At 69.2% G+C, this 17,315-nt stretch carries 21 protein-coding genes and 1 other RNA gene; 17 read left to right on the forward strand and 5 right to left on the reverse strand.

Annotated elements, in window-relative coordinates; genetic code table 11:
* The first annotated feature begins 75 nt into the window (after window positions 1-75).
* A complete protein-coding gene (gene hflK, locus J2X41_RS14735; RefSeq protein ID WP_310082765.1) occupies window positions 76-1,188 on the forward strand; it encodes an FtsH protease activity modulator HflK in 1,113 nt (370 codons plus the stop codon).
* Window positions 1,185-2,033, forward strand: coding sequence for a protease modulator HflC (locus tag J2X41_RS14740; protein WP_310082766.1), 849 nt, complete (start codon window positions 1,185-1,187; stop codon window positions 2,031-2,033). The genes hflK and J2X41_RS14740 overlap by 4 nt, the downstream gene beginning before the upstream one ends.
* A gap of 149 nt (window positions 2,034-2,182) precedes the next feature.
* On the opposite strand, the gene J2X41_RS14745 is transcribed toward J2X41_RS14740, so the two are convergent.
* Genes J2X41_RS14745 through J2X41_RS14755 form a run of 3 tightly spaced genes read right to left on the reverse strand, consistent with a single transcriptional unit; the run spans window position 2,183 to window position 4,244 of the window.
* A complete protein-coding gene (locus J2X41_RS14745; RefSeq protein WP_310082767.1) occupies window positions 2,183-2,848 on the reverse strand; it encodes an HAD family phosphatase in 666 nt (221 codons plus the stop codon).
* Window positions 2,845-3,714, reverse strand: coding sequence for a phosphoserine phosphatase SerB (gene serB, locus J2X41_RS14750; protein ID WP_310082768.1), 870 nt, complete (start codon window positions 3,712-3,714; stop codon window positions 2,845-2,847). Before serB ends, J2X41_RS14745 begins: the two co-directional genes overlap by 4 nt.
* A 56-nt stretch (window positions 3,715-3,770) precedes the next feature.
* Window positions 3,771-4,244, reverse strand: coding sequence for a hypothetical protein (locus J2X41_RS14755; protein ID WP_310082769.1), 474 nt, complete (start codon window positions 4,242-4,244; stop codon window positions 3,771-3,773).
* 55 nt (window positions 4,245-4,299) lie between these two features.
* On the opposite strand from J2X41_RS14755, the gene miaA reads away from it, so the two are divergent.
* The 9 genes from miaA to J2X41_RS14795 all read left to right on the forward strand — a co-directional run bounded on the left by miaA (window position 4,300) and on the right by J2X41_RS14795 (window position 10,260).
* Window positions 4,300-5,229, forward strand: coding sequence for a tRNA (adenosine(37)-N6)-dimethylallyltransferase MiaA (gene miaA / locus J2X41_RS14760; protein ID WP_310082770.1), 930 nt, complete (start codon window positions 4,300-4,302; stop codon window positions 5,227-5,229).
* A gap of 84 nt (window positions 5,230-5,313) precedes the next feature.
* Window positions 5,314-5,796, forward strand: a complete 483-nt coding sequence (locus J2X41_RS14765; RefSeq protein ID WP_310082771.1) for a CinA family protein — start codon at window positions 5,314-5,316, stop codon at window positions 5,794-5,796.
* A 118-nt stretch (window positions 5,797-5,914) separates the two neighbouring features.
* The gene (locus J2X41_RS25310) at window positions 5,915-5,962 is read left to right on the forward strand and encodes a hypothetical protein (RefSeq protein ID WP_369744215.1); all 48 of its coding nucleotides are present in this window, start codon (window positions 5,915-5,917) and stop codon (window positions 5,960-5,962) included.
* Between the two features lie 114 nt (window positions 5,963-6,076).
* Window positions 6,077-7,882: an acetolactate synthase 3 large subunit gene (locus tag J2X41_RS14770; protein ID WP_310082772.1), complete on the forward strand. Its 1,806-nt coding sequence runs from the start codon at window positions 6,077-6,079 to the stop codon at window positions 7,880-7,882.
* A gap of 125 nt (window positions 7,883-8,007) precedes the next feature.
* Window positions 8,008-8,292, forward strand: a complete 285-nt coding sequence (locus J2X41_RS14775; protein ID WP_310082773.1) for a BrnT family toxin — start codon at window positions 8,008-8,010, stop codon at window positions 8,290-8,292.
* Window positions 8,273-8,560: a BrnA antitoxin family protein gene (locus J2X41_RS14780; RefSeq protein WP_310082774.1), complete on the forward strand. Its 288-nt coding sequence runs from the start codon at window positions 8,273-8,275 to the stop codon at window positions 8,558-8,560. The genes J2X41_RS14775 and J2X41_RS14780 overlap by 20 nt, the downstream gene beginning before the upstream one ends.
* Window positions 8,560-9,108, forward strand: coding sequence for an acetolactate synthase small subunit (ilvN, locus tag J2X41_RS14785; RefSeq protein ID WP_056761859.1), 549 nt, complete (start codon window positions 8,560-8,562; stop codon window positions 9,106-9,108). The genes J2X41_RS14780 and ilvN overlap by 1 nt, the downstream gene beginning before the upstream one ends.
* A gap of 2 nt (window positions 9,109-9,110) precedes the next feature.
* Complete coding sequence (locus J2X41_RS14790) at window positions 9,111-9,959, forward strand: hypothetical protein (protein ID WP_310082775.1); 849 nt, start codon at window positions 9,111-9,113, stop codon at window positions 9,957-9,959.
* Between the two features lie 70 nt (window positions 9,960-10,029).
* Window positions 10,030-10,260: a DUF6289 family protein gene (locus J2X41_RS14795; protein ID WP_310082776.1), complete on the forward strand. Its 231-nt coding sequence runs from the start codon at window positions 10,030-10,032 to the stop codon at window positions 10,258-10,260.
* 157 nt (window positions 10,261-10,417) lie between these two features.
* Here the strand turns inward: J2X41_RS14795 and J2X41_RS14800 are convergent, their stop codons facing one another.
* Both J2X41_RS14800 and J2X41_RS14805 read right to left on the reverse strand, forming a co-directional pair.
* Complete coding sequence (locus J2X41_RS14800) at window positions 10,418-11,080, reverse strand: aquaporin (protein WP_310082777.1); 663 nt, start codon at window positions 11,078-11,080, stop codon at window positions 10,418-10,420.
* Between the two features lie 125 nt (window positions 11,081-11,205).
* Window positions 11,206-12,117 (reverse strand): AraC family transcriptional regulator, encoded by a 912-nt coding sequence (locus J2X41_RS14805; protein ID WP_310082778.1) that lies wholly within the window; start codon window positions 12,115-12,117, stop codon window positions 11,206-11,208.
* A gap of 202 nt (window positions 12,118-12,319) precedes the next feature.
* Between J2X41_RS14805 and J2X41_RS14810 the strand changes: the two genes are divergently transcribed.
* From J2X41_RS14810 to J2X41_RS14835, 6 genes are all read left to right on the forward strand, one after another.
* Window positions 12,320-12,628, forward strand: a complete 309-nt coding sequence (locus tag J2X41_RS14810; RefSeq protein WP_310082779.1) for an Atu4866 domain-containing protein — start codon at window positions 12,320-12,322, stop codon at window positions 12,626-12,628.
* Window positions 12,594-12,958: a transfer-messenger RNA gene (gene ssrA, locus J2X41_RS14815) on the forward strand. The genes J2X41_RS14810 and ssrA overlap by 35 nt, the downstream gene beginning before the upstream one ends.
* A 224-nt stretch (window positions 12,959-13,182) precedes the next feature.
* The gene (locus J2X41_RS14820; protein WP_310082780.1) at window positions 13,183-13,668 is read left to right on the forward strand and encodes a ClpXP protease specificity-enhancing factor SspB; all 486 of its coding nucleotides are present in this window, start codon (window positions 13,183-13,185) and stop codon (window positions 13,666-13,668) included.
* Window positions 13,669-13,672: 4 nt separating this feature from the next.
* Window positions 13,673-14,158 carry a PaaI family thioesterase gene (locus J2X41_RS14825; RefSeq protein WP_310082781.1) on the forward strand — a complete coding sequence of 162 codons (486 nt, stop codon included), beginning with the start codon at window positions 13,673-13,675 and terminating at the stop codon, window positions 14,156-14,158.
* An 8-nt stretch (window positions 14,159-14,166) separates the two neighbouring features.
* A complete protein-coding gene (locus J2X41_RS14830) occupies window positions 14,167-14,967 on the forward strand; it encodes a C13 family peptidase (protein WP_310082782.1) in 801 nt (266 codons plus the stop codon).
* 119 nt (window positions 14,968-15,086) lie between these two features.
* Window positions 15,087-17,300 (forward strand): serine hydrolase domain-containing protein, encoded by a 2,214-nt coding sequence (locus tag J2X41_RS14835; protein ID WP_310082783.1) that lies wholly within the window; start codon window positions 15,087-15,089, stop codon window positions 17,298-17,300.
* The last annotated feature ends 15 nt before the right edge of the window (window positions 17,301-17,315 follow it).

The raw sequence follows: 17,315 nt of genomic DNA on the forward strand, positions 1-17,315 counted from the left end.
GGGGGCTTTCATATCCGCGTGCAGGGGTCGTTTTACAACCCCGCCAATGCTGTGACCGGGAAGACCAAGCCGCCCATGCCCTGGAACGACAACGCCGGCCCCGGACCTTGGGGATCCCCGCCGCCGAACGACGGCAAGAAGGATGCGGATCGGCCAAGAGGCGAGGAGTCGCCCCCCGGCGGTCCCAGGGGGTCCGGCGACCCGCCGCCGCCCCTCGACCTCAACGCCCTGATCGAGCGGCTGTCCAACCGCCTGCGCCAGACCTTCGGCGGCCCCAGCCGGTCACGCGCCCTCGTTGGCGCCGCCCTGGGCGTAATCGCGCTGTGGGCCCTGTCCGGCTGCTACGTGGTCCAGCCCAAGGAGCAGGCGGTGGTCACCACGTTCGGCGCCTACAGCCGCACCGCCCAGCCCGGCCTGCGCTACCACCTGCCCTGGCCGATCGAGCACGCCGAGCTGGTGCCCGTCACCTCGATCCAGACCCTCGACATCGGCGGCACGGTCAGCCAGCCGCTGCCGGACGAGCGCCTGATGCTGACCGGCGACGAGAACATCGTCGACCTCAGCTTCACCGTGCAATGGAAGGTGTCCGACGCGGCCAAGTACGCCTTCAACGTCCGCGAACCCGACACCGTCATCAAGGACGTGGCCGAAAGCGCCATGCGCGAGGTGGTCGGCCGCACCGCCCTGACCCCGATCCTGACCACCGGCCGCGGCCAGGTGCAGGACCAGACCGAGCAGCTGATGCAGCGCATCCTCGACCGCTACGACGTCGGGGTGTCGGTCCAGAGCGTCAACATCCAGGCGGCCACCACGCCGGGTCCGGTGCTGGAAGCCTATCGCGACGTGCAGCGCGCCGCCCAGAACGCCGAATCCGCCGCCAACAACGCCCGGGGCGAGGCGGCCCAGATCAAGCAGGCGGCTCTCGGCTATCGCGAGCAGGTCGTGCGCGAGGCGGCCGGCGACGCCGACCGCTTCAACCAGGTCTACGCCCAGTACAAGCTGGCCCCCGCCGTCACCCGCGAGCGCCTCTACATCGAGACCATGCAGCGGGTGCTGGAACGGTCCAACAAGGTGATCATCGACAACAAGGGCGCCACGGCCCCCGTGATCCTGCCGCCCGACGCGTTCCGGCCCAAGGGCCCGTCCGTGTCGGCCGCCGTTTCCGGCAGCGAGGGAGCCGTCCGATGAACCGCTTCAATCGACCCGTCGTCGCCACGGGGGTCGGCGCGCTGTTCCTGCTGATCCTGGCCAACTTCACCCTGTTCCAGGTGGGCCAGCGACAGCAGGCCCTGCTGGTGCGGCTTGGCGACCCGGTGCGCGTGGTCAGCACGCCGGGCCTGCACCTGAAGAGCCCGTTCGACACCGTCATCCGGTTCGACAAGCGCAATATCGAGATGATCAACGCCCAGCCGGAAGAGGTCACCGCCGCCGACCAGGAGCGGCTGGTGGTCGACGCCTTCGTCCGCTATCGCATCACCGACCCGCGCCAGTTCTACCGGACCCTGGGCCAGGAGAGCGTCGCCACCGACCGTCTGGACCGAATCGTCAACGCCGCCCTGCGCGAGGAGATCGGCCGCTCGACGTCGGAAGAGGTGATCGCCGGCAAGCGCGCCCAGGTGATGGCCGCCATCCGCGACCGCGTCGCCCGCCAGGTGGCCGCGTCCAACCTGGGCGTCCAGATCATCGACGTGCGCATCAAGCGCGCCGACCTGCCGCCGACAAACGAACAGGCCGTGTTCGAGCGGATGCAGACGGCCCGCAAGCAGGAGGCCGCCGAGCTGCGCGCCATCGGCGAGCAGAAGCGTCGCGAGATCGTCGCCACCGCCTATGAGGAAGCCGAGAAGATCCGCGGCGACGCCGACGCCCAGCGCGCCCAGCTGTTCGCCGAAAGCTTCGGCCGCGATCCGGGTTTCGCCGCCTTCTACCGCTCGATGTCGGCCTACGAGAAGGCGCTGGGCCAGGGCGACACCACCCTGGTGCTTTCGCCCGACAGCGCGTTCTTCAAGTACTTCGAGAAGGGACCGGCGGGGTAGGCCTGAGATGCTACTGGCTCGATCACTTGCCCCCTCCGCGCCTTCGGCGCTCCTCCCCCAGAGGGGGAAGAGCCTCGCGCATCCGGCTCCGCCCCCTACGGGGGCGGACAGACCGCGAAGCGGTCAGGTGGGGGCAAGTGTGCAGAGCCCTAAGCCGCCGCCTTCAGCAGGTCCATCACCACGTGCAGGCTCTCGGCGATGTGCACGCACTTCTCCGCGATCTCGTCGGTGGGATCGAGGATGTCGGGCACCATGATCGTCATCATCCCCGCCGCGTGCGCCGCGCGGACGCCGGGATGGGAGTCCTCGAGCGCCAGGCACAGGGTCGGGTGCACGTTCAGCCGGCGGGCGGCCTCCAGATAAGGGGCCGGATGCGGCTTGTGGTGGACGACATCGGCGTTGGCCACCACCGCGTGGAAGCGCTTGACCAGGTCGAAGCGGCCCAGATAGCGGTCGACCGCCTGGCGACTGTTGGAGGTGGCGATGGCGCGCGGCACGCCCAAGGCGTCCAGATAGTCCAGGATCTCCATCACCCCGGTCTTCAGTCGCACCTCGGCCTCGAGGATCGCCTCGACGTCGCTCCAGGTGCGGGCGAAGTAGTCCTCGACGGGGAAGCCGGCGCCGTAGAGCTCGCGCAGCATCGCCCCGCATTCGGGGTTGGTCTTGCCGACCATCGAGCGGTAGGTGGCGGCCGTGAAGTCGACGCCGAACGCCTGGCCGGCCTCGATCATCGCCGCCTGGTAGACCGTCTCGGTGTCCAGCAGCAGGCCGTCCATGTCGAACACCACCGCCTGAACGCCGCGCGGGAAGGTCACGAGACGAACTCCGCGGCGGTGTAACCCTGGAAGTAGAGCAAGGCCGTGAGGTCGGCGTGGTCGACCTTGGCGTGGGCCTGGGCGGCGACGATCGGCTTGGCGCGATAGGCGACGCCCAGGCCAGCGACCTCGATCATCGCCAGGTCGTTGGCGCCGTCGCCCACCGCCAGGGCGTCGGCCGGGGTCAGGCCCAGGGCCGCGGTCTCTTCCCGCAGCGCCGCCAGCTTGGCCTCCTTGCCCAGGATCGGCTCGCCGACCGTTCCGGTCAGCCGGCCAGCGTCCTCGATCAGGGTGTTGGCGCGGTTCAGGTGGAAGCCGGCGGCTTCGGCGACCCGCGAGGTGAAGAAGGTGAAGCCGCCCGAGACCAGGGCGCAGCGGGCGCCGTGGGCGGCCATGGTCCGCACCAGGGTCCGCGCCCCGGGATTGAGCTTCACGCGGTCGTCGTAGCAGGCCTGCAGGGCGTCGACCGATAGGCCCTTGAGCATGCCGACCCGCTCACGCAGCGCGCCCTCGAAGGCCAGCTCGCCGCGCATGGCCCGTTCGGTGATCTCCGAGACCTTGTCCTTGACCCCGGCGAAGTCGGCCAGTTCGTCCAGGCACTCCACATTGATGATCGTGGAGTCCATGTCGGCGATCAGCAGCCGCTTGCGGCGGTTCTCGACCGGCTGGACGGCGAAGTCGACCGGCAGGTCGCCGACGGCGGCCTTCACCGCCTGGTGGGTCTCGACCGGCGGCAGGTCGGCCAGCAGGTCCAGCGCGCCCTGCCCCAGCGGAATTTCCGACGAGATCGCCAGGGCGGCGCGCACGGCGGCAGCGGCCTGCGCCAGGGCGGCAGGGTCGGGCGAGACGAGTGTGATCGCGAGCATGACGGGGCGGCTATTGGAGGAAGCCGCCCGCGTCAACCTTCAAGCGTCCCGAAGGCTCAGGATTGGGGCGCGGCCACCGACATGCAGCGGCTGAACACCGCCATGGCCTGGTCCTTGCCGCCGCCGTCCTGGTTGATCTTGGCCGACAGCGCGGCCACGCCCCGGCGGTACAGGGTCGAGGGCGTCGAGCCCTGGGCCACGCCCTCGGCATAGGCCTTGTCCAGCACCTGGCCGCCGCTGACGCCCAGCAGCTTGAACATCGGGACCATCGCCGCCCCGGCGCCGTTGCCCTGCGAGAACTTCGCCGCCAGTTGCGGATTGCGCTGCAGCACCTCGTCGATCGTCACCAGCATCACGCCGCAGCCCAGGCGTTCGTCCAGGGTGGCGGGCCCTTGGGCCTCGGGCGTCGTCTCGGTTGGCGCTTGGACCGGCGCCTTGGCCGGCGTGGTGCGGTCGGCCGAAGCGGCCAGGACCGGCGACGCGGCCAAGACAAGAACGCCGGCCAGGATGGCGCCGAAGGTGGTTTTCATGGTTTGTCCCCGATAACGCGAACCCCTCGAGACCGGAAAAGGACTCGACCCGAGATTGCCTGATACAAAGATCGTCCTTATCGCCGGGCCAACCGCCAGCGGCAAGTCCGCCCTGGCCCTGAAGATGGCGCGCGAGACCGGCGGCGAGATCGTCAACGCCGACTCCATGCAGATCTATGCCGGTCTGCGGGTGCTGACGGCCGGGCCGTCGCCCGACGAACTGGCCCAGGCGCCGCACCACCTGTTCGGCGTCGCCGACGCCGCGGACGGCTGGTCGGTGGGGCGCTGGTTGGCGGCGGCGACTCAAAGCCTGGCCGAGATCGCCGCCCGAGGCCGTCCCGCCATCGTGGTCGGCGGCACGGGCCTCTATTTCCGCGCCCTGACCCACGGCCTGGCCGACGTGCCGCCGGTGCCCGAGACCCAGCGCGAGGTCTCGGCCCTGCTCTACGCCGCCCAGGGCGAGCCCGAGTTCCGCGACGTTCTGGCCGCCCTCGACCCCCAGGCCGAGGCCCGCATCGAGGTCGGCGACCGGCAGCGCCTGGTCCGCGCCCACGCCGTGGCCGTGGCCACCGGCAAGTCGCTGACCGCGTGGCAGACCGACACCCGGCCGGCCCTGGCGGCGGGGACCTGGCGGGGCGTCGTGCTCGATCCGCCGCGCTCCGAGCTCTACGACCGCTGCGACACCCGCCTGGGCCTGATGGTCGAGCATGGCGCGCTGGACGAGGTTGCGGCCACGGAGGCGCGCGGCCTGGACCCGTCTCTGCCCGCCCTCAAGGCCGTCGGCTACCGCGAACTGGCGGCCCACCTGCGGGGCGAGACGTCCCTGGAGCAGGCCTTGGAGGTGGCGCGACAGGAGACGCGGCGCTACGCCAAGCGCCAGATGACCTGGTTTCGGAACCAGACGCCGGACTGGGAGCGGGTTGAAACGCTTGCCCCCTACGGATCGCTTCGCGATCGTCTTCCCCCGGAGGGGGAAGAGCCGTAGAGCGAGCGCTCCACCCCCTATGGGGGCGGACAGGCGACGAAGTCGCCAGGTGGGGGCAAGGCCCCCGGTACACAGGACGCAACCATGACCGAACTCGCCCGCCTCGCCGCCGCCGTCGCCGCTCGCCTGACCGGACGGGCCGAGACCCTCGCCGTGGCCGAATCTTCGACCGGCGGCCTGATCTCGGCGGCCCTGCTGGCCGTGCCCGGCGCGTCGAAGTTCTATGTCGGGGGCGCGGTGGTCTACACGGCCCGCGCCCGGCTCACCCTGCTGGACATCCCGCAGAAGGCCATGGACGGCCTGCGCTCGGCCAGCGAGCCCTATGCCGTGCTGCTGGCCCGGGTGGCGGGCAAGAACCTGAAGGCGACCTGGGGCCTGTCGGAGACCGGCGCGGCCGGGCCGGACGGCAACCGCTACGGCGACGCGGCGGGCCACAGTTGCGCCGCCGTGGTCGGGCCGGACACCGAGGTCAGTCTTACCGTCGAGACGGGCCTGGACGACCGCGAGGCGAACATGCGGCGCTTCGCCGAGCACGCCCTTGCCCTGCTCTTGGAACGCTTGGGTTGAATTTCGCCTGACGGAACGCCGTTGCGCCGGCGCCACGGGTTGTTTCTTGCGTCAAAGCGCGCCTTGACGCCCCTCGGCGAGCATGGCATTCCCCGATCATCCATTTGGAGCAACACTCGTGCGCAACACCATGATCGTACTTATGGAGCGGCCGTTCACGGCGTGACCTCGAAGTCACGCTGATAGATCGGTCGCGCGCACAAAAGGTCCTTCGGGGCCTTTTTTCTTTTCCGCGTCCCCGCTTCCCGCCGCCAGTTTCCCAACCCCAGGGATCACCGCCATGACCGCCCACCAGACCATCGAGAGCTCGACCCCCGTCGACACCGCCTCCCGCGCCATGACCGGCGCCGAGATCGTGGTCCGCGGCCTCGTGGACCAGGGCGTCGAGGTGCTGTTCGGCTATCCGGGCGGCGCGGTCCTGCCGATCTATGACGCCCTGTTCCACGAGCCGCGCCTGCAGCACATCCTGGTCCGCCATGAGCAGGGCGCGACCCACGCCGCCGAGGGCTACGCCCGCAGTTCGGGCAAGCCGGGCGTCGTCCTGGTCACCTCGGGCCCGGGCGCGACCAACGCCATCACCGGCATCATGGACGCCCTGATGGACTCCATCCCGATGGTCGTCATCACCGGCCAGGTCCCCACCCACCTGATCGGCACCGACGCCTTCCAGGAAGCCGACACGGTCGGCATGACTCGCTCGTGCACCAAGCACAATTACCTGGTCAAGGACGTCCGCGACCTGCCGCAGATCATCCACGAGGCGTTCAAGATCGCCACCACCGGCCGGCCCGGCCCGGTGCTGATCGACATCCCCAAGGACGTCCAGTTCGCCAAGGGCGAATATTACGGCCCGACGGAAGTCGCCTCGACCCACGCCTACAATCCGCGGGTCAAGGGCGACCAGAACCGCATCGCCGAGGCCGCCCGGCTGATCGCCGGCGCGCGTCGACCGATCTTCTACACTGGCGGCGGCGTCATCAACGCCGGCCCCAAGGCGGCGCAGGCCCTGCGCGAGTTCGCGGCCCTGACCGGGGCTCCGGTCACCTCGACCCTGATGGGCCTGGGCGCCTTCCCGGCCGCCGACCCGGCCTGGCTGGGCATGCTGGGCATGCACGGCACGTTCGAGGCCAACAACGCCATGCACGACTGCGACGTGATGATTTGCGTCGGGGCGCGGTTCGACGACCGGGTCACCGGGCGCCTCGACGCCTTCTCGCCGGGCAGCAAGAAGATCCACATCGACATCGACGCCTCGTCGATCAACAAGAACGTCCGCGTCGACCTGCCGATCGTCGGCGACGCCGGCAGCGTGCTCGAGGATCTGATCGCCGCCTGGAAGGCCGCCGGCCACCAGGCCAACAAGGCCGCCTTGACCGACTGGTGGGCCCAGATCGACGCCTGGCGCGCCCGCCAGTGCCTGAACTACCGGCGCTCCGACACCGTCATCAAGCCGCAGTACGCCATCGAGCGCCTGTACGCCCTGACCCGCGACAGGGACGTCTACATCACGACGGAAGTCGGCCAGCACCAGATGTGGGCCGCGCAGTTCTTCCGGTTCGAGGAGCCCAACCGCTGGATGACCTCCGGCGGCCTGGGCACCATGGGCTACGGCCTGCCCGCCGCCCTGGGCGTGCAGCTGGCCCATCCGGGCAGCCTGGTCGTCGACATCGCCGGCGAGGCCTCGATCCAGATGTGCATCCAGGAACTGTCGACGGCGATCCAGTTCAACCTGCCGGTCAAGATCTTCATCCTGAACAACGAATGGATGGGCATGGTCCGCCAGTGGCAGCAGCTGCTGCACGGCGAACGCTACAGCCACTCCTATTCCGACAGCCTGCCCGACTTCGTGAAGCTGGCCGAGGCCTATGGCGCCGTCGGCATCCGCTGCTCGGACCCGGCCGAGCTGGACGGCAAGATCCTGGAGATGATCAACAGCGACAAGGTCGTGGTCTTCGACTGCCGCGTCGAGAAGCACGAGAACTGCCTGCCGATGATCCCCTCGGGCAAGGCCCACAACGAAATGATCATGGGCGATGTCGAGGACATCGGCAACGTGATCGGGGCGGCGGGCGCGGGGCTGGTCTAAAGGCTCGGTTTCTTCGCTTTACTCCGTTCCTCCGCGCTTCAATCTCGCCGACTAGCGACGGGGACGGGCGATGGAGCGGATACGCTTGACGGACGACATTTGTACGCACAAAGTTGTATGTACAAATGTCGTTTGAATGGGATGCCGAGAAGGCGCGAACGAACCTCGAGAAACACGGGGTGTCGTTCGAGACCGCCAAGCGCGTCTGGGACGATCCGCTCCACGAGATCTACTTTGATCGCGTGGAGAATGGCGAAAGTCGTTGGCATGCGATGGGTTGTGTTGATGGCGTCGTCGTCTTGCTCGTCGTGCACACGCATCCCGGCCTGGACGAAGACCGCATTCGAATCGTGAGCGCGCGAAGGGCGACCCCTAGGGAAAGAAGACGCTATGAACTCGAAGCCCTTTAGCCCCGAGGAACTCGAACAACTGGCGAAGCTGCGAGCGATGCACGACGAAGACATTGATCTCAGCGACATCCCGGAACTGACCGAAGAGCAGCTGAGCCGTGGGTTCCGGCCAGGTCTGCACCGCCCGATCAAGATGCCCGTCACCATTCGGCTCGACGCCGACGTCGTAGGCTGGTTCAAGGAACACGCGGGCGGCAAGCCCTATCAGACCGAGATAAACCGCGTGCTGCGCCAGCACGTGGCCAAACACGAAAAGAAGCGCGCCTGATGACCGACCTCCAACCCGCCTCCGCCTACGACATGGCCCCCAACGAACAGGTCGAGCAGACCGCGACCTTCGCCCTGCTGGTCGACAACGAGCCGGGGGTGCTGCACCGGGTGGTCGGGCTGTTCGCCGCGCGGGGCTACAACATCGAGAGCCTCACGGTCGCCGAGACCGACCGCAAGGCCCACACCAGCCGGATCACCGTGGTCACCCGCGGCACCCGTCACGTGCTCGACCAGATCGAGGCCCAGCTGCACAAGGTGGTCAGCGTCCGCCGCGTGCACGACGTGACCCGCGATCCCAATGGCGTCGAGCGCGAACTGGCCCTGGTCAAGGTGCGCGGCCAGGGCGTGGACCGCGTCGAGGCCCTGCGCATCGCTGAGATCTTCCGCGCCAAGCCGGTGGACACCACGCTTGAGAGCTTCGTGTTCGAGATCTCGGGCGCGCCGTCCAAGATCGACAAGTTCCTGGACCTGATGCGGCCGCTGGGCCTGGTGGAACTGTCGCGCACCGGCGTGCTTTCCATCGAGCGGGGTGTTGAAGGGATGTAGCGATGAGCGGCGCGATCTTCTTGGCTGGCCTGGCGGCGGGCGTCGCCCTCGCCGGCCAGCAACCCGCGCCGCAAGCCGCCCCGCCGCCCCCCGATCCCGCCGTCTGGTGGGCCCCCGAGATCCCCAAGCCGCCGCCTGAGCAGGACCCCTTCCAGGGCCGCCGCCTGCGGCCGGGCGAGACGCTGGTCCCGATCGACAATGGCGTGGATCCCCTGCTCTACCGCCTCTGGGGCCTGCAGCCCCTGCAGAGCCAGCTGATCAAGCCCGGCGAAATGGTGCTGGAGGTCTGGGCGCGGCCGGCCACCGGCGTGCGCCAGGCGGTGATCCGGGTGACCGTGCGCCGCGACGGCCGCGCCTTCGTCCAGGCCCGGGCCGGCCTGGGCTGCTGCACGCCGGAGATCGGCCGCCGCGTCGATATCGACGCCGAGCTCGCGACCCAGCAGATTCCACCGTTGAAGGCCCTGGTCGGCGCACCGATGTGGAGCCAGCCCCGCTCGGTGGTCGTCGACTATGGCGGCGGCGCCGTGGAGCCCGTGTGCCTGGAGGGCGTCTCCTGGGACGTCACCCTGCTGATCCCCGGCCAGGCCCGCCACCTGCGCCGGGCCTGCGACGACGCCGAGGTGGGCTCGATCGCGCCGGCCCTGGCCGCGGCGCTGTCGGCGGCCTCGGGACGCGACGCCCGGTTCGACGCCATGTTCGCGCGCGGCGGCGACTTCTCGCGCCAGCAGCGGGCCTATGACGCGCTGATCGCCTCGGGCGGGCGGTTGAAGCCCGGCGAGAACAATCGCCCTCAGCCACCAGCGGCGCCGTTACCGCCGGAAGACCCGCCAACCGTACCCACTCGCCCGTAGGACATGATCAATCTTCGATTGTATCACTCACGGCGCGATGCAAGAGTGATCGCTCCATGAGGAGTCCACCATGCGCCTGTCAAAAGCCTTCAAGATCCTGGCTCTGTCGGCCGTCGCCGCTTCGGCCCTGGCCGTCGGCGTCGCTTTCGCCCTGCCCTCGCACGAGGTCGAGACCTACTACTATTCCGACGCCTCCCACACCCAGGAGGTCGGACACACCTTGCTCTCCTGCAACGGTCACTTCTTCTCGAACGGCGTGCAGACGGCGTATTCGGACGTCACCTCCACGCCCTGCGACTAGAGCATCGCGCGGAAAAGTGGATGCCGGTTTTCCGCAAAAGCGATGCGAAAAACAAAAATCTGGAGCAAACCGCGCGATTCCTATATCGCGCAGTTTGCTCTAGGCTTCCGGTGGACCACTGAAGTCGTGACCTCAGCGGTCCGCCGGTTCGCCGAAGCTAGCCCACCTTCAGCAGGTTGAAGCGGTAGAGCAGCGCGCCCAGCACCGCGCCGATCGCCGGGGCCACGAAAAACAGCCACAGCTGCGCCAGGGCCTGGCCGCCGACGAAGACCGCCGGGCCGAAGCTGCGGGCCGGATTGACCGAGACGCCGGTCACCTGGATGCCGACGATGTGGATCACCGCCAGGGCGATGCCGATCCCGAGGCCGGCGAAGCCCGGCGCGGCGTCGGTGCCGGTCGAGCCCAGGATGACGATCACGAACAGGGCCGTCATCACCACTTCGAAGACGAAGGCCGCCTCGACCCCGAAGCCGCCGCCGTAGCCCGTGCCCCAGCCGTTCTGACCCAGGCCGTGCGCCGTGCCGCCAGCGATCAGCAGCAGCACCGCCGCCCCGGCCGTCGCGCCGACGAACTGGGCGACCCAGTACAGCAGCATCTCCTTGGCGCTCATCCGCCCGGCCACGAAGGCCGCCAGGCTGACCGCCGGATTGACGTGGCAGCCGGAGACCGGACCGATGCCATAGGCCATGGCGATGATCGCGAAGCCGAACGCCAAGGCTATGCCAAGTTGTCCGACATGGTCGCCGCCCAGCACGGCCGCTCCGCAGCCGAACAACACAAGAGCAAAGGTGCCGATGAACTCGGCAACAATTTTTGACATTTCGCGATCTCCCTCTCCGCGCCCGCACTCCACCTTGAAGACAAGCGTCGCGAGCTTGTCTCTATTTGGCGAGTCCTGGAATAGGGGAAATGCCCCAGGCGACCGAAGAACCGGTCCCCGGCGCGTCAGGTGTCCACCAGCATGTCCGGACGGGCCCGCAGGCGAGCGGCGTCGCGCAGGGGCGGCGCGCCGAACAGGCGGGCATATTCGCGGCTGAACTGCGATGGGCTGTCATAGCCCACCGCGTGACCGGCGGACCCCGCATCCAGCCGCTGGGCCAGGATCAGCTTGCGCGCCTCCTGCAGGCGGATCTGCTTTTGGTACTGCAGCGGGCTGAGCGCGGTGACGGCCTTGAAGTGGCGATGCAGGGCCGAGGGGCTCATCCGCGCCTCCGCGGCCAGCTCCTCGATGCTGAACGGCTGGTTGAAGTGCTGGGTGATCCAGCCGATGGCTCGTTTGACCTGGCGCATGCGGCCGTCGGCCCGGGCGATCTGGGCCAGGCGCGGCCCCTGGTCGCCCAGCAGCATGCGGTAGAGGATCTCGCGCTCGATCAGCGGGGCCAGCACGGCGGCGTCGCGCGGCGTGTCGATCAGCCGGACCATCCGCATCACCGCGTCCAGCAGGGGCGGATTGACCTGGCTGACCGCCATGGCCCCGACCAGCGGCCCGGCGTCCTGGGCCAGGGCCGGCTCGCCGCCCAGCTGCAGCAGCAGGTCGCCGATCACCGCCGGATCCAGGGTCATCCGGAAGCAGAGGTAGGGCGCGTCGGGCGAGGCGTCGACCACCTGGCCGATCACCGGCAGGTCGACCGAGGCCACCAGATAGTTCAGCGCGTCATAGACCAGCACCGCCCCGCCGCTCAGCACCTGTTTGCGCCCCTGGGCCACGACGCAGACCGCGGCGCCGAACACCCCGTGGGTCGGTTCGCTGGGCTGGCTGATCCGGATCACCGACGCACGGTCGCCGCAGATCTCGTAGGTTCCATCGGCGGGCGCGTATCGTTCAATCAGAGCGGCGAGTTCGCCTTGCTCGATCATCGACATTTCCTTTTGTTGATGGACGTTGCCTTACGCCTCGTCGGTCGGCCCGTCACGCTTGCCAGAGGTGATGTGCAGGATCGTGCAATCAAGGGGCAGCATCGGTCTATCCCCTGAGGGCTCGGACACGTCACATTGGCGGGGTCGGTCTCGTCATGCCTCCTGTCCGGTCGTGACGTGGCCGCCCGCCCCCGAGGTTCCCATGAAATACTATCCCAAGATCGCTCGCCGGGTGTCCGGCGTGTGGGCCAGCGCCGACGGCGTGGCCCTTGAACTGCGCATGGACGGCCGGTTCGAAGAACGCCACGACGGCGAGGTCGCTTTCACCGGCCACTACGAAATGGAGGGCGACGACGTGCGCCTGTTCGAGGACAACGGCGGCCTGCTGGTCGGCCGCCTGACCGAAGGCCGTCTCAGCCTGCAGCCGCCGCCTCGCCCACCGGAAACCGCCCGGTTTCCCCGTCGCCCCCAACGTCGCCCTTCCATCCGCGAGCCCCAGCCCCTATATTGAGTCCGTTCGGGTTCGCCCGGACTATGGGGATAAACGCGCACGTAATAAGCGGACTGGACCCGGGTGCGATTCCCGGCGGCTCCACCAAGACCTCCCGAGTTATCACGGGAATGCATGGGGCCGATCAGCATCGACAGACGTGTAAAGGTGTATGCTTTCTCTCGGCGTGGCTCACCGTATCGGGCCGCTAAACTAACTGCGAACGATAACTTCGCTGAAGAGTTCGCCATCGCCGCGTAATGCGGTGCGGGTGATCTCGCCTCTTAAGTCCTAGGGGTTCAGATCCTTAGGCGGGGCCCGGAGGGAGCCTGCCAACAGAATCCCTCCACTTTCCACGACATCGCCGAGGCTCCCTCCTCTTCCTTGCGAAGGGATGCGGGAGCCTGCCAACAGAATCCCTCCACTTTCCACGACATCGCCGAGGCCCCCTCCTCCAGCAGCAGGGAAAGCCGTCGGGCCAATTGTAAAATTCCCCTGCTCCCCCACCTTCTCGCCGCCCCTGCGACACGCTACTCTGCGCGCTTCATTCCAGTTCTCGCTTTACGATGGACCGCATGGCCCAGACCAATCCGCCTGAAGACCTGATGCAGTACGAGGCGATGGCCCAGGACGCCCTGCGCGGCGTCGTGAAGGCTGCGCTGAGGAAGGCCGCCGCGCCCGGCGGCCTGCCCGAGCCGCACCATCTGTACATCACCTTCAAGACCCAGGCGGCGGGCGTGTCGGGACCCCAGGACCTGCTTGGCAAGTATCCCGACGAGATGACCATCATCCTGCAGCACCAGTACTGGGACCTGGCGCCGGGCGAGACGTTCTTCTCGGTGACCCTGAAGTTCGGCGGCCAGCCCAAGCGACTGTCCGTGCCCTACGCGGCCGTGACCCGGTTCTACGATCCGTCGGTGCAGTTCGCCCTGCAATTCGAGGCTCCCGAGATCTCGCCCCAGGAGCCCGAGCCCGAGCCGGAACCCGAGGTGGTCGCCACCACCGAGGGCGGCGAGGACGCGCCGAAGATCATTTCGCTCGACCAGTTCCGCAAGAAATAGCCGCGTGAGCGACATCGCCCCAAACGACGTCGTCTCCGAAACGCCGCAGACCCTGACGGACGAGGCGATCCTCGCGCGGTTCCACGCGTCGCGGAACCCGCCGGGCAGCGCCCGCACGCTGGGCTTCCACATGCTGTCGGTCAGCCAGGCCGAGCGCCGGGTCGAGATCGCCTTCGAGCCCTCGGTCGAGGCGGTCGGCAATCCCATGGGCCAGGTCCAGGGCGGCTTCGTCTGCGCCATGCTGGACGAGTGCATGTCGGTGGCTGGCATGATCGCCTCGGGCATGACCTCGGTCGTCCCGACGCTGGAAATGAAGACCAGCTTCCTGCGCCCGGCCATGCCCGGACCGCTGAAGGGCATCGGCTGGGTGGTGCGCTGGGGCAAGACCGTCTGCTTCCTGGAAGGCGAGCTCTACGACCCCGAAGGCCGGCTGCTGGCCAAGGCCAGCGCCACGGCGATCCCGACGCCGTTCTCGAAGTTCAAGACGTAGCAGGGCCCATGCGGCGGTTCGCGCGCCTGGTCCTGGGTCTGCTGCTGGCGCCGCTGCTCGCCGCCGCGCCCGCCCGGGCCGATGCGCCCTCGTTCGCGAACTGGGCCGCCGTCGTGGTCGCCGGCGACTGGCACGCCCATTCCGGGGGGCCGACCGAAGCCTTCGACAACGCCCGCCGCGACGTAGGCGCGACCCTGCTCGACTTCGGCTTTTCCCGCGAGGCCGTCCGCCAGTATTCGGTGCGACCCAGGCGCTATCCGGCGCCCAGGCCGCGCAAGACCGATCTGGGGGCCATCCACGCCGACCTGCGCGACCTGGCGACCAAGAACCCCGGCGGATGCCTGGTCTATCTGACCAGCCACGGCGCGCCCGAGGGCGCGCTGCTGGGCGAGGAGATCCTGCCCCCCAGCCTGCTGGCGGCGGCGGTCGACGACGCCTGCCCGGCCCGCCCGTCCATCATCGTGGTCTCGGCCTGCTTCTCGGGGGTGTTCGTCAAGCCGCTGCAGCGCGAGGACCGGATGATCCTGACGGCGGCGCGGCCGGACCGCGCCTCGTTCGGCTGCAGCGAGGACGACAAGTACCCCTATTTCGACGACTGTTTCCTGTCGTCGGCGTCGACGGCCCACGACTTCGCGGCCCTGGGCCGGGCGGTGCAGGCCTGCGTGGCCCGGCGCGAGCGCGACACGGGAGCCGAGCCGGCGTCGGAGCCGCAGTTGTGGATCGGCGCGGCCCTGCGCCCGCTGCTGCCGCTCTACGCCTTTCCGCCGCGCGCCCCCGCCCGACCCGCCGCGCCGCCCAAGCGGCGCTGATCGACGAGGCGTCCACGGGAAAGGCGGCCGGATGGGGCCACAGCCCCTTTGATCCCCGGCCAGGGCGCCCTAGAAGTCGGACCACCCTTAGTTTTCCTAGAGCCGGCGAGGTCTTGTTCGTGACGCTGCGTCTTTCGTTCAGGTCCGTTCTTTCGGCGGCGATCATCGGCTGCGGCCTGTTCGGCGCGACGGTGGCTCAGACCCAGGACTCCCCCGCTCGGCGACCGGCGGCGGCGACCGTCGTCCTGCCCTCCAAACCGATCCCCTACACCTCGACGGTGCGCCGCCGCGCGCCGCGCCCACGCCCCGCCGCGCCGGCCGCCGCCCGTACGGCGATCCCGACCCGCGCCACGACGGCGACGGCCGCGCCAGCGGCGGCGCCCGCAGCGGTCGCAGCGGTCGCGGCGGCGGTCTCGCCGGAGACCACCGCACCAGCCCCGTCGCCGGTCGCGGCCAGTTCCGCCGCCCCGCTGCCGCCCGCCGACCTCGAAGCCTATGTCGACGGCGTGGTGCGCGACCGCATGGCTCGCGACCATATCGCCGGCGTAACCATCGCCGTCGTCCAAAACGGCCAGGTGGTGCTGAAGAAAGGCTACGGCGTCGCCAGCCTCACGGACCGCCGCAAGGTCGACCCCGACACGACCCTGTTCCGCCTGGGTTCGATTTCCAAGACCTTCACCTGGATCGCCCTGATGAACGAGGTCGAGGCCGGGCGCATGCGCCTGGACACGCCGATCAACATCTACCTGCCCGAGAAGCTGCAGCTGAAGGACCAGGGCAAGAAGACGCCGGTGCGGCTGCGCGACCTGATGACCCACACGGCCGGGTTCGAGGACCGGGCCCTGGGCCAGCTGTTCGAACGCGATCCGCGCCGCGAACGGTCGCTGGATCAGTACCTGCGGCAGGAACGTCCCAACCGGGTGCGCGAGCCGGGCCTGCTGCCGGCCTATTCAAACTACGGAGCCGGCCTGGCCGGCGCGGCCCTGGCCAATGTCACGGGCCAGCCGTTCGAGAAGACGATCGCCGACCAGGTGATACTGCCCGCCGGCCTGACCCACACCACCTTCCGCGAGAACCGCCCGTGGCGGGACGACCTGCCCGCCCCGATGGCTCCGGTCCTGGCGGCCGGTCTGTCGGACGGCTTCCGCTGGACGTCGCTGGGCTTCCAGACGGAAGCGCCCGAGTTCATCGGCCACGTCGCCCCCGCCGGAGCCGCCTCCAGCACAGCCGGCGACATGGCCCGTTACATGACCCTGCTGCTGAACGGCGGGACGATCGACGGACGGACGGTGTTCTCGCCCCGGACCAGCGCGATGTTCCGCACCCCGATGTACCGCCCGGCCGAGGGCGCGCCGGGCTGGAACGCCGGCTTCATGGACATCCCCCTGCCCGGCGGCCATCGCGGCTTCGGCCATGCGGGCGCGACCCTGTGGTTCCACTCCAATCTGGTCATGGTCCCCGACCTGGGCCTGGGCGTGTTCGTGGCCGTCAACACCGACACCGGCGCCGACCTGCCCGCCAGCCTGCCCGCGACGATCATCGAGCGCTTCTACGCCCCGCGCCCGGAGATCCCCGCCCCCAGCCGGATCACCCAGGACGAGGCCCGGGCCTACGAAGGTCAGTACCTGACCACGCGGCGCGCCTATGGCGGGCTGGAGGGCTTCATCGACCGCCTGATCGGCGATGCGACCGTGCGCGCTGCGGCGGACGGTCGCCTGACCCTGACCCTCGACGGCAAGTCCAGCCAATGGACGGCGACCGACCAGCCCGACACCTTCGCGCCGGCCAGCGGCTCGGGCCTGCTGGTGTTCCAGCGCGAGGACGGCAAGGTGGCGCGGTTCTTCTCGCCCGCCGGCGCGGCGGCGTTCGAGCGCATCGGCTTCCCGCACCAGCCGGGCCTGCTGACCACATTGGCCGTGCTCGCCGCCCTCGCGGCGCTGGCCACCCTGGTGGGCGCGGTCACCCGCGACCGCCGCGAGGCGCGCCAGACCCCGACCCAGGCCCGCGCCAGCCTGCTGCAGACCATCCAGGCCATCCTCTGGCTGGTCGCCCTGGTCGGCGTGGGCATGTTCGCCAGCGGCGCTGGCGACCTGGCCAAGGTGTTCTACGGCTGGCCCAGCGGCTGGCTGCTCAGCGCCTCGGCCTGCGCCTTCGTGGCCACCGCCCTGACCATCGCCACCCTGGCCATGCTGCCGGTGGTGTGGCGCGGCGGCCGGCGGGTCGATAGCTGGACCTCGCTGCGCAAGCTGGCCTTCAGCTGCACGACCCTGATCTTTCTGAGCTTCGCCCTGCTGCTGGCGGCCTGGGGCTTCCTGGAGTTCTGGAACGCCTAGAGCGAAGACGGGGAC

Origin of the sequence: Caulobacter sp. BE254, assembly GCF_031457295.1 — a bacterium.
In the GTDB taxonomy this organism is placed as follows: domain Bacteria; phylum Pseudomonadota; class Alphaproteobacteria; order Caulobacterales; family Caulobacteraceae; genus Caulobacter.

What these genes read in the sequence shown, in the direction of transcription:
- hflK (WP_310082765.1), top strand. Translation starts at nt 76, where the DNA reads ATGCCCTGGAACGACAACGCCGGCCCCGGACCTTGGGGATCCCCGCCG.
- J2X41_RS14740 (WP_310082766.1), top strand. Translation starts at nt 1,185, where the DNA reads ATGAACCGCTTCAATCGACCCGTCGTCGCCACGGGGGTCGGCGCGCTG.
- serB (WP_310082768.1), bottom strand. Translation starts at nt 3,714, where the DNA reads ATGCTCGCGATCACACTCGTCTCGCCCGACCCTGCCGCCCTGGCGCAG.
- J2X41_RS14755 (WP_310082769.1), bottom strand. Translation starts at nt 4,244, where the DNA reads ATGAAAACCACCTTCGGCGCCATCCTGGCCGGCGTTCTTGTCTTGGCC.
- J2X41_RS14765 (WP_310082771.1), top strand. Translation starts at nt 5,314, where the DNA reads ATGACCGAACTCGCCCGCCTCGCCGCCGCCGTCGCCGCTCGCCTGACC.
- J2X41_RS14770 (WP_310082772.1), top strand. Translation starts at nt 6,077, where the DNA reads ATGACCGCCCACCAGACCATCGAGAGCTCGACCCCCGTCGACACCGCC.
- J2X41_RS14775 (WP_310082773.1), top strand. Translation starts at nt 8,008, where the DNA reads ATGTCGTTTGAATGGGATGCCGAGAAGGCGCGAACGAACCTCGAGAAA.
- J2X41_RS14780 (WP_310082774.1), top strand. Translation starts at nt 8,273, where the DNA reads ATGAACTCGAAGCCCTTTAGCCCCGAGGAACTCGAACAACTGGCGAAG.
- ilvN (WP_056761859.1), top strand. Translation starts at nt 8,560, where the DNA reads ATGACCGACCTCCAACCCGCCTCCGCCTACGACATGGCCCCCAACGAA.
- J2X41_RS14790 (WP_310082775.1), top strand. Translation starts at nt 9,111, where the DNA reads ATGAGCGGCGCGATCTTCTTGGCTGGCCTGGCGGCGGGCGTCGCCCTC.
- J2X41_RS14795 (WP_310082776.1), top strand. Translation starts at nt 10,030, where the DNA reads ATGCGCCTGTCAAAAGCCTTCAAGATCCTGGCTCTGTCGGCCGTCGCC.
- J2X41_RS14800 (WP_310082777.1), bottom strand. Translation starts at nt 11,080, where the DNA reads ATGTCAAAAATTGTTGCCGAGTTCATCGGCACCTTTGCTCTTGTGTTG.
- J2X41_RS14805 (WP_310082778.1), bottom strand. Translation starts at nt 12,117, where the DNA reads ATGATCGAGCAAGGCGAACTCGCCGCTCTGATTGAACGATACGCGCCC.
- J2X41_RS14810 (WP_310082779.1), top strand. Translation starts at nt 12,320, where the DNA reads ATGAAATACTATCCCAAGATCGCTCGCCGGGTGTCCGGCGTGTGGGCC.
- J2X41_RS14820 (WP_310082780.1), top strand. Translation starts at nt 13,183, where the DNA reads ATGGCCCAGACCAATCCGCCTGAAGACCTGATGCAGTACGAGGCGATG.
- J2X41_RS14830 (WP_310082782.1), top strand. Translation starts at nt 14,167, where the DNA reads ATGCGGCGGTTCGCGCGCCTGGTCCTGGGTCTGCTGCTGGCGCCGCTG.